Genomic DNA, 15,598 nt, shown 5'->3' with positions numbered 1-15,598 from the left:
CATTTTAAATGACCACAGGTCAAATTATTAAAGAGCATTATAAAAGTATTAAATCTTCAAAAAATCTACTTACATAGTTAATTTTCCTGATGGACGACAGCAAGTTAAATCCGAGACATCTATTAACCAACATTACATCGATAATATCGAAGATTTGCTAAGAAATATAATGTTGAACTGAAGAAATAGAAGACTCAGAAGCAAAATATTAAATTTATAAATATAAAGCAAAGTTGGCTAAAGAAGCTTTTTGGAATTTAATCAATTTTGTTCGGAGAAAATTTTATTATGCCATTTTAATGTCTTATTCAAGGCGACTTACTGAGGAATTAATTTGTTCTTTGCACGATTATTAATCGCGTAAATAACAAATTTTATGACAAAAAGAATTCAATTTCTGTCCGCTATTCTTGGACTTACTTTAATCCAGGCTTCTTGTGAACCTATACCAGAAACAGAAAAGGGTACCTTACCCGGAGGCACTGACACCCCAGAAATCCCTATTCGTCCAAGTTACCCAACCGGGAAAATTGTCTCTGTATACTATCCTAGTTATGGTAGATATGAGGCAGCTTTTACTGCTTCTGAAATGTTACAAAAAGCAGGTCCTGGTGGTGATTATCAGATGGATGAAATGATCCCCTCTTTCTGTGTTATTGGTGATGGAAAAACCGCTATTGGCAGCGAGGCCTTTGCATGGAAAAAAAATGAGTTGGCTCTTGACGACCTTTGGGCATGGGGCGGATTTGTTTGGGCAGGTAGCCCGGATGGACAAAATGCAAATATTGTTTTTGCCAATGGTACATCTTTAGGAGAAGGATCTATATTTAAAGCTTTGAATGATTATCCAACTATTCCGTATGGAATTGCTATTGGTGGCTGGCCAAAAGATGACAATCCAAACGATCCCCTAAGAACAGGGGCTTTTGACAGGATTGGAACTAATCCAGACGATTTAGCTGCTTTTGTCCAGAGCGTGTCCAATGCAGCAGAAATCAGAAGATTTACTCGATTCCCAAATGCTATACACGTTGATTATGAGTTTCCAGAAACACCCTACCAAGCAGATGCTTTGGTTAATATTTGCAGAGAACTCTACCTAAAAGTAGGAAACACTTATAAAATTGATATTGCATTATCCCCAAATATCAACCATCTTGCAATTTTAGACTTTACAGAACTTAACAAATATGTTGATCATTTTGAAATTATGTCATACGATTACATGGGTTCTTGGTCTAATATAACCGGACATCATACAGCATTATATTCCGGAGGAGCAAACATGCCGGCAAATCCTTCTTTGTCGACAAATTTTAACGCCGATACTGAGGTTAACTACCTTCTTTCACAAGGAATACCTTCTACCAAGATTAAAATTGGAGTTGCTTTGTATGCCAGATATTGGACAAATGTAACCATTCCAGGTACAATAGACCCCTCCAGGCCTTATTTCCCTACAGGAAATCAAACCGTACCCTCTGGCTTCCCTGCAGAAACACCAGGCATTATCCGATATAATACGCTAATGGAAAAATTAAATAATAATCCTACTAAGTGGGAAATTTTCCATGATCCTATTGCTAAAGCTGATTTTGCTGTAAACAGATCTGAAGGTATTTTTGTAACCTACGACAGTAAAGATAATATTTTGGAAAAGGCTAATTATGTTAAATCAAATAATTTAGCGGGAGTAATTGTTTGGGATGCGCTTGGCGCAAAAGGAACAACAATTCTAAAAGAACTTAATGCGGCTATAAAATAGCTATTCACTTAAAATAATGCCACATTCCTTTTTAGAAAAAACCTAATCCTACTGATTTTTTATATCTAAAAACGTGGCAGTATACTTTTATAATATATACTTTTTAAAAACAGTTGTTTAAATACAAAACAACTGTTTTTTTTTAAATCAGACCACTCCACATCAGTTGATTTAAATCTGAAACCAAATCAGATACATTTAATCTATTTTAAAAACAAACTTCATAATAAATTCTATGTTTACGAAATATGCAAAAACATTATTTATAATTATTTTTTTTGTATTGAAAAGCAATGGACAAAATTATGGCTCTGCAATAAAATCAGATTCAGAAAAACTATTACTTGCTTACACAACTCCTTTATTTAAGACAATTTCATCCGGATTATATCGTAATTGGCAAACAACTGCAAGACCTAAAGAAATTTTTGAATTCGATTTTAAAATTCAAATGACATTCATTCCAATTCCTCAATCATATAAATCATTTGACATTACGAAATTAGAACTATCTCATTTGAAACAGATTCATCCAACAAATTTCACTATGCCCACAATAATTGGCGGAGAAAAAAATAACAAATCTGTTTTTGCTGTTTTTACTGAACCCTCAGAAATAAAATTTGTAATCGCAAATGGAGATACAATTACACAACAAAGACCTTCGCTTCCAATCAATGGAACATATTTTAATCTTACTCCCGTAAAAGCTATTGTTAATGATGTCGGCAGTAGTATACCCCTTTTTCAATTAGACATGAGCATTGCAAGGGGAACTGAAATATTATTTCGATATGGAGGATTCCATAAAGATTATGTCAAGATTAATGCTTTTGGATTAGCCATTAAACAAAATATCAATATTCTTCTATTTCCTGAAGATTATTATAATTATAAATACGATGACGATGATGCTAAAGTCGTAAATTGTTCTGTCTTATTTGGATATAATACTTTAAATTTAAACAGTAAAATTAATTTAAAATCCGATACCCCTTTTTCAAAAAATAGAGGAAATACGAAACTAGATGCATTAAATACTGAAATATTGCTATCAAAAAAAGTTAGCTTTGCAGATTTTTTCATCGCTGCAGGGGTAGCTTTTACAAGTTCAAAAATTGAATTATTAGGCAATTATACTTTAACGGGAATGCCAATTTCGGACTACAATACAAAAGAAATTGAGAGTAATTACAAAAGCACCATTCTTGCAAATTCTTATGTATTAATAGATCCGGTTCAAATCAAAACTAAAGCAAAAGAGTTTTATACAACTATAGGAGTTCAATTTAGCTACCTGAAGTTTATGAATTCATCCCTATCCTATAGTTATGGTAATAACAATCAAAGTTTTAATTTAAGCTTTGGCTTTTCAGTTAATGCTTTGTCAAGATAAAATACTACTAAACTGCAGTTTAATTATCCGTAAATAAAATGACCGACAAATTCACTGTCATTAGTACTCTTATTTAGCTTTAATCCCTACCCAAATCTCCCGAAAGACAATGCTACCCCTTTATATTTTCCGGTCCATTTTTAACCAGGTCCAAATTAAAAGGCAGCTTTAAAGAAATCTTCAAACAGGTGGTCCTAATGCCGGCATCATAAGGCCTTTTCAATCTAAAACAAATCCATGCCGATGGCACCAATAGGAGCTTAGACGTGCAGATATACTTTTGTATGAGGCAAGAGCATCAAAAAAATCAACAAAGCAAAAATGCTCACCCAGCCTTAAGAGTTATGGAATTATGCCCAAAGCTTAGACAATGAGAATGATCTTAATTCAGAAACGACTGAGTTCAAGAAAATCATTAAGGAAGTAAACCATTGAATAATATTTATTTTTTTCAAATCATCTATAAAAAGGTTCGAGCATTGTCCCGTTAGGGTACTAGATGGGACAAAGAAGAAATATTCTTCCCTATCCCTTTTTTAAGGCTATCTATCTCTTTATATAGAGCTGTTCCCGTGTGTAAGTTGACAAAACTTTATTAGGTTTGGATACTTTCTTTAGCAATGGTGAGAAGTTGATGATTACATTTACAATTACAAATTAGGGATTTGCTACTAATGATAATATTGATTTTCTTAATAGTTAATCTGATATTTTATTACTGTTACAAATCCCAATGAGCTACTAAAATATTTGCCTTAATATTATAATTATATATCCTATATACAAAGTTGGTGGACAATTGATGTTCTTACTTTGTTAATTATGGTGAAATAACAGAGACACTCCAATAAAGAAACAAGACCATGTACTATAAATGCAAAATAACATCAAATTATTTATAAAACAAAAAATCAGCAAGTTCGCAAAATTAATCCTATCAGTTTTTTTTATTCTACTATCAGGTGCGAAGAAAAAGAAGCAGAAGAAACATCCGCTGCGAAAAGCGGGTTAAACGGAAAATTAAACACTGTAACCAGTGATGAGTTGCCTTCTTTAAAAAAGGAGTTGGAATCCAATTAAAAACACAAACAAAATCCAGAGTTTAAGTTAGACCTCAGACACATAAAGCAATATATTGATTCCAAAGGAAACGAAAGCTACAGAATTCCGATACACTCGCAAACGGCTCTAAACAGCCCGGAATATTATTTTTAAAACCTGAACATTTATAAGTGGGACAATGACTATGAGGCTTCTTTATCACAAGATACAGCCCCGATGATGATTTCCAAGCATTCGATTTGAAAACTTTTACTGAAAAAACTGGAAATTTTTGATCAAAATAAGCTACATTAGAATATAAATATTTATAGCTCACTATAAATTGATAGATTTCCATCGCTCTTAAAAAAGATGGGAACAGCCTTTTTTTATAACTCAAGCTCTAATCTTCTTCATTAAGCTCTTTTCGCAGATGTTTTAATTCCATGAAATAAGTTTCTGATTTTAGAGAAACATTTGAGATTGAATTAGTAAATGTTTTTTTTGAGATGATCTCCGTGTATAAATATACTCTACCTGAATACCAAGTTTATCTGCTAATTCTTTGATCTTTCTTTTCTCGCTCGTAACTTAATCGTACTGCTGCTTATTTAAATTCAGTACTCTAACTGGTTTTTCCATAACTCTAAGACATCTATTTTTACCTAAACAGTCTTAAATTTTATATCCTAGTAGAAATCTAGTAACCCCAGTAAAACCCTTATCAATAAACAGGTCTTATAATTTAGGAATAAAAGAGAACGTAAATAAAGTAAGGATTATTTTATTGGTTAACCAGACACATAAAACTTTAAATTTCATAAAAACGAATACTATGTATTAAACCTTACGTCCCATTAGATTTTCGCCAAATATTTTTAGAGAATTTTTCTTTTCTTTATTTATATCCATTTTTTCCAAGATTTCAAAAGCTTTAGAGGTATACATTTCAATGGCTTCTTGCGTCGCTTTTGAAGCACCAGATTCGTTGAAAAAAGTCTTAACTTTTTCTATTTTTTCTAAATTATCTTCTAATCGCGCGTTAAATAAATTTTGCAGTTCTATGTTTTTTTCAACAGTCAAAAACTCTAATGCTTTTAGATATAAATAGGTTTTCTTGTTTTCAATAATGTCGCCTCCAACTTGTTTTCCAAAAGTTTCAGGATTCCCAAAAGCATCCAAATAGTCATCCAAAAGCTGAAAAGCCAACCCTAAATTTAATCCAAAATCATAAATTAAATCAATATCTTTCTCAGAGGCCTTCGCAACAATAGCCCCAACTTTCATTGCAAAAGCAATTAAAACTGCTGTTTTGTATTCTATCATTTTTAGATATTCCGGAATAGCAACATTATTCCTTACTTCAAAATCAATATCCCATTGCTGACCTTCGCAAACTTTAAGGGCTGTTTTACTAAAAAGTATTGCTAAATCTCTGAAAACTTCCGGCTCATATTCTTCAAAATATTGATAAGCCATAATCAGCATTGCATCTCCTGAAATAATTCCAGTATTGATATTCCATTTTGTATGTACCGTTTTTTCACCCCTCCTCAAAGGCGCATTATCCATAATATCATCATGGACAAGAGAAAAATTATGAAAAACTTCAACTGCCATCGCAGCCGGAAGCGCCATTTCATAATTAATACCAAAAACTTCCGAAACCATTAATGTCAGTATTGGGCGAATACGTTTTCCACCAAGTTCTAAAACATATTCAATTGGTTCATACAGATTTTTAGGTTCTTTCTTAATGTTTCTTTTTTTTAAATAACTTAAAAAGAAAAGCTCGTATTGAGTTATAGTGTGCATAATAATAAATAATAAAATTTTATTTTCTCACCTTAAAGGTATTATATATAGTATGAATTTATCTCTTCACATTTCTCCATAGTTAATCTAATCAAATTTTCAATTACCTGCTGTACTTTGATTTTAGTTTCCGAAGATTTATAATATTTTGAAAACACCCTCTTAACTTTTTGACTAAATCAGTCCACTTTTGCTCACGATTTACAATGTTTAGCGTATCATTTGAGCTTACATCAGGTGTGTAATCATATCGGAATGGAGCAAAAAATTAGATCACAACCCAAACTACAATTCACTTTGGATAATTTTAAGGATAAATAAAAATTAGCAATCTGTTTGTAAGGGTTAGAAGTGTCTTTTTAATCCCTACCCTCGTATGCAAAAGTCTTCCTTTTCTAATGTATTTAATTAGAAAACTCCCAACCAAATAAATAAATACTATCGGGGTCATTAGTTCAAACAGACTCTCAATTGAAAATGTTTTACCATCAGTAAATAAATCCACAATAAAATGAATTAGGTTTTGTGGAAAGTATAGTATTGAATGCGGATTTAAGACAACGACAAAATAAAAAAGTAATAGGATGAAACAATAATTTGTCAAACCATAAAACAACAATAGATAATCTTGCCAGTTCCATAACTTTTTAGATTTAAAAATTTCTTTTACTTTTTGCTCACTATGAATCATTAAATTTGGCCTTTCAATAATATCTGACAATATCCAATAACCATCAGCTCTCCCAAAAGGAGAAAGATTATCTAAAAATGTCCAGATTAAACTAAAAATGACCAAAAAAATAAGCACTTGGTTTCTAAAAATAAATCCTGTCAAAATTAAAAAAATCCCATATAATAATTCAAAATAAACGCCCGCAAGATTTACCATTATTCTTTGTCGCTTTGGCAACTTCCAGATGTCGGTAACATCCGCATAAAAGACAGGTATAAATAAATAAAAACCTGCTCCAATCCCCCCATGTTTAGCCCCATAGTAATGGGTTGCAGAAGCATGCCCTAATTCATGAAAAATAATTCCGATAAATCCTAAAATAAAAAGTAAGAACCAACCCCCTTTTTTTATTTCGTAACTAAAAATCTGATCTCTATAAAAATAAAAGCAGGTAGACAAAACCAACATTGATACTATCAAAACAATACTAAAGACCATTGGACTAAACAGAAAACTCAGATATTTAGTCAGTTTCGAAACTTTTTTTTCATTAATAATTATAAAACTTAACTTCAAATAATTTGGTTTTTTGCTTGGTAATATTGAAACATCTTTACTCTCAATGATACCATATTTTGCTAACTTGTTATATAAAAAATCATATGCAAACTCATCGGTTAAGATATCATCATACTTTAAATTATATAATAGAACAAGATCTTTTAATTCCGTTTTATTGTCTATTATTTGTATAAAATCGTATAATTCCGAAGAAATTTTGACTCTATGATCATGTGTTGGTTGATAAATAAAATAAGCAATTTTATTTATTGGATGAAAAGTAATTTCTTTAGAAAGTATTGGTACCATATTTTTGTTCGTAATCTGCCAGAGATTCTAAAATAGTTGTAGTTGTAAAAAGCCTGTCAAATTCCTTAGCCCTAACATTTAATCCTGTGGCTGAAATAGGATATTGTAAAATATTTTGATTTGGATCTTGCGGATCTGAAATAAGTAATGCATATAAACCTTTCCTGTTACCATCAATATATTGCATTTCAACTAAATAACTGATTGTATTCTTTATTCCCTAAACTGTTTCATCTCTTTGTTCTAAGATCATAATTCCTAATACCATCCATACCCCCACAAAAACATATTTTCTCCAAAGACATCAGAAAAACTTCCATTGCTATTTTATTTTCCCTTCACTTTAGTCACAATTGAATTTACTTTTTCCGTATCCTTCAAAAAACGATAAGTTTAAGTTAAGTAATAATAGATATAAATATCATTTCTACTCCAGTATGACTTTATTTCTGCAACATTTCCTTTTTAGCAAAAAAAATGTTAAAATATTTTTTCAATACTTACAGATGTGGTCACTTTCGATTATTATTTGCTAAAAAATAAAAGCTTGATGCACTAACGCAATTATGAACGCCAGTCAATCACATACATTTATCTTTATATAACCTAAAAGCCTTCGACAATTCATTCTTATCTGAAATAAGTAGAAAAACTGCCGTTGGATGTTACAAACTCATTTAATTTTAAAGCAGAAGGATCAATTTCATCATTATTGAAGAGGAAAGAGAGAAATACAAAATTAGTTGTGTCAGCACATCCAACCCAATTATTACTATATCCCATAAAGAGATCTTATTTCAATTTCGAAACATCGAAAATTTTAGTCCATAAGAAAAAAGAGCCAAAAATATCAATGGATTCTTTTATAGCAGCACGTTCTTGAAAATATCAATTTTTAATTTCTGTTTTCATTGAATATATTCTACACAATTGACAAACTATTTTTAAGAATTATTTTTTGAAACAAATTCATTAGATAGGATAATTTGTGCTTTTAAAAGCTCTAAATAATCTTTCTTCTCTTCAATAATCTGCATGAAATTCAATTTCATCTCAGCCAAAACCATTTCCCATTCACTAACATTTATATTCTTGACAAGATCTAAAGCCTTATCACAATATTTCATTCCCAATTGACACACTCTATCTGCTATTCCTCGTATATAAAAATATTTTTCTAAAACTTCAGGATCCTGAGTTGAAATCTTCTCTTGCTGCAAAAGGTAAATAGCCCAATTAAATTGTCCTTTTCTGAGGTCTTCTTTAAAATCTTTAATATCGTCCCGAAGTTGACAAGCAACTGAAAAATATTTTTGTGAAAGCAATAATTTTTGATACTTATCTTTATCTACATTATCAATACAATGCAAAGAATCAATACATGATTTTAGAAAAGAATGCTTGTCACAGGCTAAATTTTCATATTCTTCAATAGCTATAAGTTGTTTTCTAAATAGCTTTTTTTCTAGAACAACAGCCTGAAAATATTCCTCTTTTCTCTTGTTCCAGAATGCCCAAAATTTATTTTCCAAACCAAATATACTACTCAATATTTTAACCCCCTCTTGCTGGCAGACTAGAATTAAATTAAGTCTAGATAAGTCTCCTTCATCTATAACATCATCCAAATACATAATCGATTGAAAATACAAAAAGCCACCAATATTTAACAATTCTACCTGTTCTTTTGTAACTGAAAAAGCACCTTTAAAAAGAGAAGCGAAATTTTGAAAAAATAAAGGATTCATATCCATAAAATCAGGATCTAATATTTCTTTTTTTAAATTTTCCGCTAGAGATGATCTTTTAATATATGCTTGAATTTGCATATTGTTTGAGTTTTTATTTTTTTTCATAATTTAAATTTAATAAACGTAGTTTTTAATTTTACGCAGTACAATTCTTTCCCAGTCGGCAAATTCAAATGATTTAAGTGACGAACGATATTTTCTTTTCTTAATTTTCTTCGATTATAATCAGCAGCAAAATCAATCCCAGACGTTTTATATAAATACAACCTAAGACTTATTCTAATTTTTTAAGTAAAATTTTAACTTCAACTTCTTCTTCTATTTTTTCAATTAGATTTTGATCTTTATCATACAACACTAGGCAGGGTAATCCCTGAACATCAAAAATAGAAGCAAAATTAGTGCTCGGATCCGATATGAAATGAACATTATTATAAGTGTCCAATTGGTATCTTACCGCGAATATTTTTATTTTTTCAACATTTTCAAATGATATAAAAACTAATTGGACATTAGAAAATTTTTTTATATTTTCCTTTATATTGTGAGCCTCCTCATTACAATATTCGCATTCGCTATGAAAATAAACAAAGACCGTTGGCGTATCTTTTTTTAAGTTTTGATTAGAAAAAGACTCCCCATTTATATTTTCATACAGGAATACAGGTATTTTTCTCCTATTTTCAGCAAACTCTTTCTTACGCCTTGCTTCTATTATAGTTTCATAACTTGTTATGCTAATTACAGTAAAAAAGCAGAAAGCCAGTATTAATAATATTATTTTTCTTTTTTTCATAATAAAATCAGAGACAGCTGTTGTTTGAATTGATCTTTAGGTTGTTTTTTTTAGCCTTTTTAGATAAAAATATAATTGATCTTGATTGAAAATAGTATCAGTTTATCCAAAAAAACAGCACTTTAATTACGATTTAAATTCTGTAAACTATAATTTTGAAAAATCCAAACAGGTTCTGGTAAAAAAACAAGTAGAAATATTTATATGAAAAATTAAAAACATAAAATGTTAGAATACGTTTACACAGTTTTTACACAAAAACAAACTTAAACTCCGATAGTTATTTAGTTACATTTATGTCTAATCAATTATTTAACAAAAAGCAAATATAGATTTTGCACCAAATAATTAGCGGCTATAGCTTTAAAAGGGACTTGTTTTTAATTAAAAAAACAAATCCCTTTTTTTCAGACCATACATCATAAATTCTATACGATATCTACACTGAAATTCTAAAAAAAACTTAAATTACTTACCCCCATCCGCTTTACACGCCTCTAGAGTAGGATATCCTTTTCCCAGGAAACCGGTACTGTCATAATTACAGGTCTTGTTATAAACATTCTTTACCCAGCGACCCGTTTCAAATCTTTTTTCAAGTTCTTCTACTTGAAATTTTTCCAATAATTGATTTTCTAAATTCATCTCTTATTTTTCTTTTATTATTAAACAATACACTTTTCTTTTTATTTCGGCATAGTCTCGTCCTTATGTGCTTATTTTTTTGAGTTTAGGATTTCACTTTTTCTCGAGATCTATCGATCGACAAATCCAAGGCAAATATAGTTACAGGATCAAACTCTAAACAACCACAAAAAGACATATAAATGCAATAAAAAAGCTTTTTTGCTCTCCCGAACCAATATCAGTCTATCTCTTTAATCAAATTTCGCCTGTAAACAAATCTCGTAAGCAAAGTTTAATTTGTTGTGGAATTTATATTTATATATCGATTAGTCTTTTGTTAAGGCATCACTTCTAATAGTTTTTTATTCAGAATATTTAGTGAGTTAGTTTCAGTATTCAGAATAGAGACTAGAAAAATGAATCTGATTCTGGTGTTGTAAACTGATTTTTTTTAGTAATCAAACAAAACTAAGGTCTAAAAAGTTTAGGTTCAAAACTATTACCAAATTACCATTACTGTGCGCTGCTTTAAAATCTATCTTTACCCAATAATAAATAGTTAAAATTAAGAATGAAAAAAACCGCCAAATACAAAAAAATGTATTTGACGGCGTCCACTTAAACATAATCTTCCTTTATGTTTAATTGTAAAGTCTAGAGTCCAGTTTGCTATTGCATGCTGGACATTTAGTTAAGGTTACTGAGGGGCACTTAAATATTACTGCATATGGCCTACATCTGGATAATTATGAATTCACTCCTGCGGTTTAGCTGATGCTCATCCTCTGCGCATTTTACCCCGTCACTGCATTTATTTACGAGTTGCGTTTCACCGTAACCTTTTGCCGTAAGCCTGTTCTGCGAAATACCATTTTTGATCATATAATTCATTGTGGATTGGGCTCTTAAACCAGAGAGTTTTTTATTGTATTGATGCGATGCGCGACTGTCTGTATGGGAGCGGATATCAATTTTCATGGTCGGGTACTCTTTCATAACTTCTATTATTTTCTGCAGATCTATGGCCGCATCTGGTCTAATATTGTGCTTATCCAAATCAAAATGAATCATCTCAATTTTAAATATTTTGGCCAAATCTGTTCCTATTTCAACTTTTTTAATTGCTTTTCCAAGACTTATGGGCGCTTTTGTTTCTCCCGTTTCAGCTGCTGTGTTAATACTGTTCTCTACTGTCAGGTACCCCTCTTTCGCCGCTTTAATATAATACAGTGTTCCGCAGTCAGCCTTAAAGGAATAACTTCCGTCAGCTCCCGTGGTGACCTGCCTGATGGTATTGAATTTAGAATCAGACAAAGAAACTAGAGCCCCGGCTATAATTGAATGATCATCAATATCAGTAATTACTCCTGTAATTAACTGGATGCAGTCCGTTTCAAGTTTCTTAAGTTCGGTAAAGCTGTAAATATCATCATATCCCCGGCCCCCCGGCCTGTTGGATGTGAAGTAACCTTGTGTATTCGTCTGGTCAATTATATAGGCAAAATCATCAAATGGACTGTTTACAGGTTCTCCCACATTAACTGCTTTTTTAAAACTTTTGGTCTCCTCAGCAACTGAAATAAAAATATCAAGCCCGCCTAAACCTGGATGTCCGTCAGAGGCAAAATACAGGTCATTGTTCTCTGATATGAAAGGAAAGGTTTCCCGGCCTTCGGTATTGATTTGGCCCCCTAAATTCTCCGGTTTGCCAAAACCTCCATCTCCATTAACCACAACCCTGTAAATATCGGACTCCCCTATAGTACCGGGCATATTGGATGCAAAATACAATGTATTGCCATCAGGGCTCAAGGCTGGATGCGCCGTGGAATAATTATCACTGTCAAATGGTAGTTCCTTTATATTTACCCATTGGTCACCGTCCAGTTCTGCACGATAAATTTTAAACAAAACTCTTCCAAGTTTATCCTTTTTGATCTTTCCCTTGACGATATTACTGCCTGTAAAATACATAGTTTTACCATCCTTTGTAAAGGCAGGTGTGGCTTCATGGTAAATTGTATTGATATTCTTTGAAAATTTTACCGGCCGGGATAATGAATCCACTTTTTTACTGCTGACATACAGGGCTGTAAAGGACTGATTGGTCCAGGGATTGATTCTTTTCACAAGGATACCGGAGGTATCCCTTGAAGAGGCAAATACAATCTTGTCCCCATAAAAAGCTGCACCATAATCCAAATAACCTGAATTTATGTCAAGGAACCTAATGGTATGCCTTCCTGAATTTTTCTTGATTTCTGCCAAATAATCCTTATTCTCCGCGTACAATTTTGATCTTATTTCCTGGCTGCTACTCTCTGTAAATTTTTTCATCATTAAATCAGCACCAGTATAATCGCCTCCGGACTTTAATGCCTGGGCATAACGATAATAATATTCGGCAGGCACCGTCTCATTAAGTAAAAATAATTCCCCATACCATTTAACGGCATTCGGGTAGTCAGCATTGAAATAATAAGAATCACCAAGTTTCTGGAATAGATCAGCTGATTTGAAGCCCTTTTCAGCCACTCTTTCATAAGTCTTTATGGCATTTATGTAAGCGTATTGGCTGAATAGTTTTTTCCCTGATGCAATTCCGCTTTGCTGGGCACTTACCGCTATTGACAAAAGGGCAATTGTTAAGTTTATAAAATATAGTTTACGCATAGTTTTTGTTTTTAAAAGAATCTGGGATCCATTACGTTTTTCTGTCTGCCAAAAAGTTCAAAACGCAGGAAGATCTCATGTGAACCTGAATTATAATTGGCCAGTTTGGTTGTCTCCATATCATAGGCATATCCTGCAAAAATCCCTTTTGTAATTTGGAAGCCTGCCATGCCACTTACCGATGCATCCCACCTATAGGCCAGACCGACAGTGAATTTTTCAGCAAAAAGAAAATTACCCGATATGTCAACCTGCAAAGGGGCTCCAAAAGCTGCCTTGATCATCACGGCAGGCTTAAACTTTAAATTATAGCTTAAATCAAAAACATATCCGCCAATTAAATAATAATGCCTTTTTTCTTTTGCCACAGCCACTGTATTGTCATCGTAATGATCAGATTCCAGAAGATTCGGTACAGACAAACCTATATAGGATGTATCGGAATACCAGTAGACCCCTACGCCGAAATTAGGCATAAAATGATTTTCTATATTAGCCTGATAGCTGGGATCCGCAGGGTTGTATATGTCCAGTTTTGTATAATCGACATTTAAAACATCGGCCGATCCCTTAAGTCCAAAAGCAAATTTATGGACACCGGCACCTTTTATTGTATAAGAGAAATCTACAGAAAGTGTATTTTCATCCATAACCCCTATGCGGTCATTTACAAATGAAACTCCCAGACCGACGTTTTTGCCCACTGGTGAATTTACCGATAATGTATTGGTAACAGGAGCCCCGTCAAGTCCGACCCACTGTGTACGATGCATTCCGAATATACTTGCAACCCCTCTTGAGCCGGCATATGCAGGATTAACATTAATTGTATTATACATATACTGGGTGTATTGAGGGTCCTGCTGTGCATTGGCTGATGACATTATCAATAGTAGAATAACTAATATCTTTTTTTTCATTTTTTTTACGTTTTATATCAGTAAAATTGATTCCTGAATTTTTAAAATCATCAGTTTAAATTCATATAACCGGCTTTCTCATAAACTGAGCCATCATCCTTCCTGTATTGAAGTATATAGTAATAAGTGCCCGAAGGAAGTCTGTTGTTGGGTGCTATTGTAACCCTTCCTGCCGAATACCCCTTAAATGATCTATCCTTATTATTATAGCCTTCAGAACGGTAGACCTCTATTCCCCATCGGTTATAGATTGTTACTGTATTGTCAGGATAACATTCAATTCCGGCTATATAGAAAATATCATTTTCTCCATCATCATTAACCGAAAGCGCATTAAAAACTTTTATGGTGCATCCATCGAGCAATGTGGCTGTTGGATTATTACCGTTTTTATCAGTATTATCTGATATATCTGAAACTACCATATTTGAAGGATCTGTTCCGGAAACTGTCGCCTGGTTTATAACAGCTCCTGCATTAATATCTGATTGCTTAAGGGTATAGACTCCTGTAAATGACAATTCATCTGTTTCTCCTGCCAAAAGGGTTATGGGTCCGCCATCCATTATTATCCCGGGAAGAGGATCTTTAATGCTAACATTGTGAAGAGGCGTATCTCCTGTATTGGACACAATAAATGAATATGTAATGGTCTCGCCTGCCTGGGCAATAGCATCCCCATTGATATCATTAAATAAGGCGTGTTTTACAATAGCTATTCCAGATTTCTGTTTCAGAGGAACAACCGTGCAGTCAGGGCAAGCCGGATCATAATCAGGATCACTGGTATTTAGTGGTGAAGGATCCCTTGAATCCGCAATAACGGAATTACCACCAAATCCTGCCCCGGCTGCAATTGCTATGTTATGCACAACCCTAAGGTTCAGATCCCGTTGTGTCAGGCTGTATCTTGCCTTAAATGTAGTACTATCGCTTGCTCCTGGTGCCAAACTTGCCAAAGGTCCTCCGGTTACAGTAACTATTGGATCAAAAACTGTAATATCGGTTATGGTAACTGTGCCGGTATTTTGAACCGTAAAGGTAAACAGGATAGTATCTCCCAAATTCATTACTCCATCGTGGTTATCATCCTGATAAACTCCATCTTTCAACAACTTCATCTCTGACAAAACATTAAGAGGGGTAACGGTAGGATCATCGGATCCCGTGGCAAGAGGGTCGCTGCTGTCCGAGAGGTCGCTCACCGCAGGGCCTGTTGGAGGCGTACCGGTGGCCGTAGCCTGGTTTTGCACCCCGCCCGCGTTCACATC

At 33.0% G+C, this 15,598-nt stretch carries 12 protein-coding genes; 2 read left to right on the top strand and 10 right to left on the bottom strand.

The genetic code is table 11. The annotated features are described in order from the left end of the window. Positions 1 to 376 precede the first annotated feature (376 nt). Both Q7C23_RS21740 and Q7C23_RS21735 read left to right on the top strand, forming a co-directional pair. The gene (locus tag Q7C23_RS21740; RefSeq protein ID WP_375034478.1) at positions 377 to 1,765 is read left to right on the top strand and encodes a glycoside hydrolase family 18 protein; all 1,389 of its coding nucleotides are present in this window, start codon (positions 377 to 379) and stop codon (positions 1,763 to 1,765) included. 235 nt (positions 1,766 to 2,000) lie between these two features. Beyond that, positions 2,001 to 3,161: a DUF6588 family protein gene (locus Q7C23_RS21735; protein ID WP_375034477.1), complete on the top strand. Its 1,161-nt coding sequence runs from the start codon at positions 2,001 to 2,003 to the stop codon at positions 3,159 to 3,161. Between the two features lie 1,881 nt (positions 3,162 to 5,042). Here Q7C23_RS21735 and Q7C23_RS21730 read toward each other — a convergent pair. The 10 genes from Q7C23_RS21730 to Q7C23_RS21685 form a co-directional block, all read right to left on the bottom strand. After that, a complete protein-coding gene (locus tag Q7C23_RS21730; protein ID WP_375034476.1) occupies positions 5,043 to 6,017 on the bottom strand; it encodes a polyprenyl synthetase family protein in 975 nt (324 codons plus the stop codon). Positions 6,018 to 6,324: 307 nt separating this feature from the next. After that, positions 6,325 to 7,560: a peptidase, M50 family protein gene (locus tag Q7C23_RS21725; protein ID WP_375034475.1), complete on the bottom strand. Its 1,236-nt coding sequence runs from the start codon at positions 7,558 to 7,560 to the stop codon at positions 6,325 to 6,327. Then, positions 7,541 to 7,747: a hypothetical protein gene (locus tag Q7C23_RS21720; RefSeq protein WP_375034474.1), complete on the bottom strand. Its 207-nt coding sequence runs from the start codon at positions 7,745 to 7,747 to the stop codon at positions 7,541 to 7,543. Before Q7C23_RS21720 ends, Q7C23_RS21725 begins: the two co-directional genes overlap by 20 nt. 443 nt (positions 7,748 to 8,190) lie before the next feature. Continuing rightward, entirely contained in the window at positions 8,191 to 8,343 is a 153-nt protein-coding gene (locus tag Q7C23_RS21715; protein WP_375034473.1) for a hypothetical protein, read from the bottom strand. Positions 8,344 to 8,504: 161 nt separating this feature from the next. After that, positions 8,505 to 9,416 (bottom strand): class 1 isoprenoid biosynthesis enzyme, encoded by a 912-nt coding sequence (locus Q7C23_RS21710; RefSeq protein WP_375034472.1) that lies wholly within the window; start codon positions 9,414 to 9,416, stop codon positions 8,505 to 8,507. Positions 9,417 to 9,585: 169 nt separating this feature from the next. Further along, positions 9,586 to 10,107, bottom strand: coding sequence for a peroxiredoxin family protein (locus Q7C23_RS21705; RefSeq protein WP_375034471.1), 522 nt, complete (start codon positions 10,105 to 10,107; stop codon positions 9,586 to 9,588). A 468-nt stretch (positions 10,108 to 10,575) separates the two neighbouring features. Next, positions 10,576 to 10,752 (bottom strand): hypothetical protein, encoded by a 177-nt coding sequence (locus Q7C23_RS21700; protein WP_375034470.1) that lies wholly within the window; start codon positions 10,750 to 10,752, stop codon positions 10,576 to 10,578. 714 nt (positions 10,753 to 11,466) lie between these two features. Next, a complete protein-coding gene (locus Q7C23_RS21695) occupies positions 11,467 to 13,407 on the bottom strand; it encodes an OmpA family protein (protein WP_375034469.1) in 1,941 nt (646 codons plus the stop codon). An 11-nt stretch (positions 13,408 to 13,418) separates the two neighbouring features. Then, positions 13,419 to 14,327, bottom strand: coding sequence for a type IX secretion system membrane protein PorP/SprF (locus Q7C23_RS21690; protein WP_375034468.1), 909 nt, complete (start codon positions 14,325 to 14,327; stop codon positions 13,419 to 13,421). A 50-nt stretch (positions 14,328 to 14,377) separates the two neighbouring features. After that, positions 14,378 to 15,532 carry a gliding motility-associated C-terminal domain-containing protein gene (locus Q7C23_RS21685; protein ID WP_375034467.1) on the bottom strand — a complete coding sequence of 385 codons (1,155 nt, stop codon included), beginning with the start codon at positions 15,530 to 15,532 and terminating at the stop codon, positions 14,378 to 14,380. Positions 15,533 to 15,598 lie beyond the last annotated feature (66 nt).

This window comes from Flavobacterium sp. LAR06, assembly GCF_041946075.1.
Classification (GTDB): Bacteria; Bacteroidota; Bacteroidia; order Flavobacteriales; family Flavobacteriaceae; genus Flavobacterium.
The sequence above is the reverse complement of the archived record's forward strand: the minus strand, read 5'-3'. Positions and strand labels throughout refer to the sequence as shown.

Coding starts and splice junctions, on each gene's coding strand:
- Q7C23_RS21740 (WP_375034478.1), top strand. CDS start 377: ATGACAAAAAGAATTCAATTTCTGTCCGCTATTCTTGGACTTACTTTA.
- Q7C23_RS21735 (WP_375034477.1), top strand. CDS start 2,001: ATGTTTACGAAATATGCAAAAACATTATTTATAATTATTTTTTTTGTA.
- Q7C23_RS21715 (WP_375034473.1), bottom strand. CDS start 8,343: ATGGGATATAGTAATAATTGGGTTGGATGTGCTGACACAACTAATTTT.
- Q7C23_RS21690 (WP_375034468.1), bottom strand. CDS start 14,327: ATGAAAAAAAAGATATTAGTTATTCTACTATTGATAATGTCATCAGCC.
- Q7C23_RS21705 (WP_375034471.1), bottom strand. CDS start 10,107: ATGAAAAAAAGAAAAATAATATTATTAATACTGGCTTTCTGCTTTTTT.
- Q7C23_RS21710 (WP_375034472.1), bottom strand. CDS start 9,416: ATGAAAAAAAATAAAAACTCAAACAATATGCAAATTCAAGCATATATT.
- Q7C23_RS21725 (WP_375034475.1), bottom strand. CDS start 7,560: ATGGTACCAATACTTTCTAAAGAAATTACTTTTCATCCAATAAATAAA.
- Q7C23_RS21720 (WP_375034474.1), bottom strand. CDS start 7,747: ATGCAATATATTGATGGTAACAGGAAAGGTTTATATGCATTACTTATT.
- Q7C23_RS21700 (WP_375034470.1), bottom strand. CDS start 10,752: ATGAATTTAGAAAATCAATTATTGGAAAAATTTCAAGTAGAAGAACTT.
- Q7C23_RS21730 (WP_375034476.1), bottom strand. CDS start 6,017: ATGCACACTATAACTCAATACGAGCTTTTCTTTTTAAGTTATTTAAAA.
- Q7C23_RS21695 (WP_375034469.1), bottom strand. CDS start 13,407: ATGCGTAAACTATATTTTATAAACTTAACAATTGCCCTTTTGTCAATA.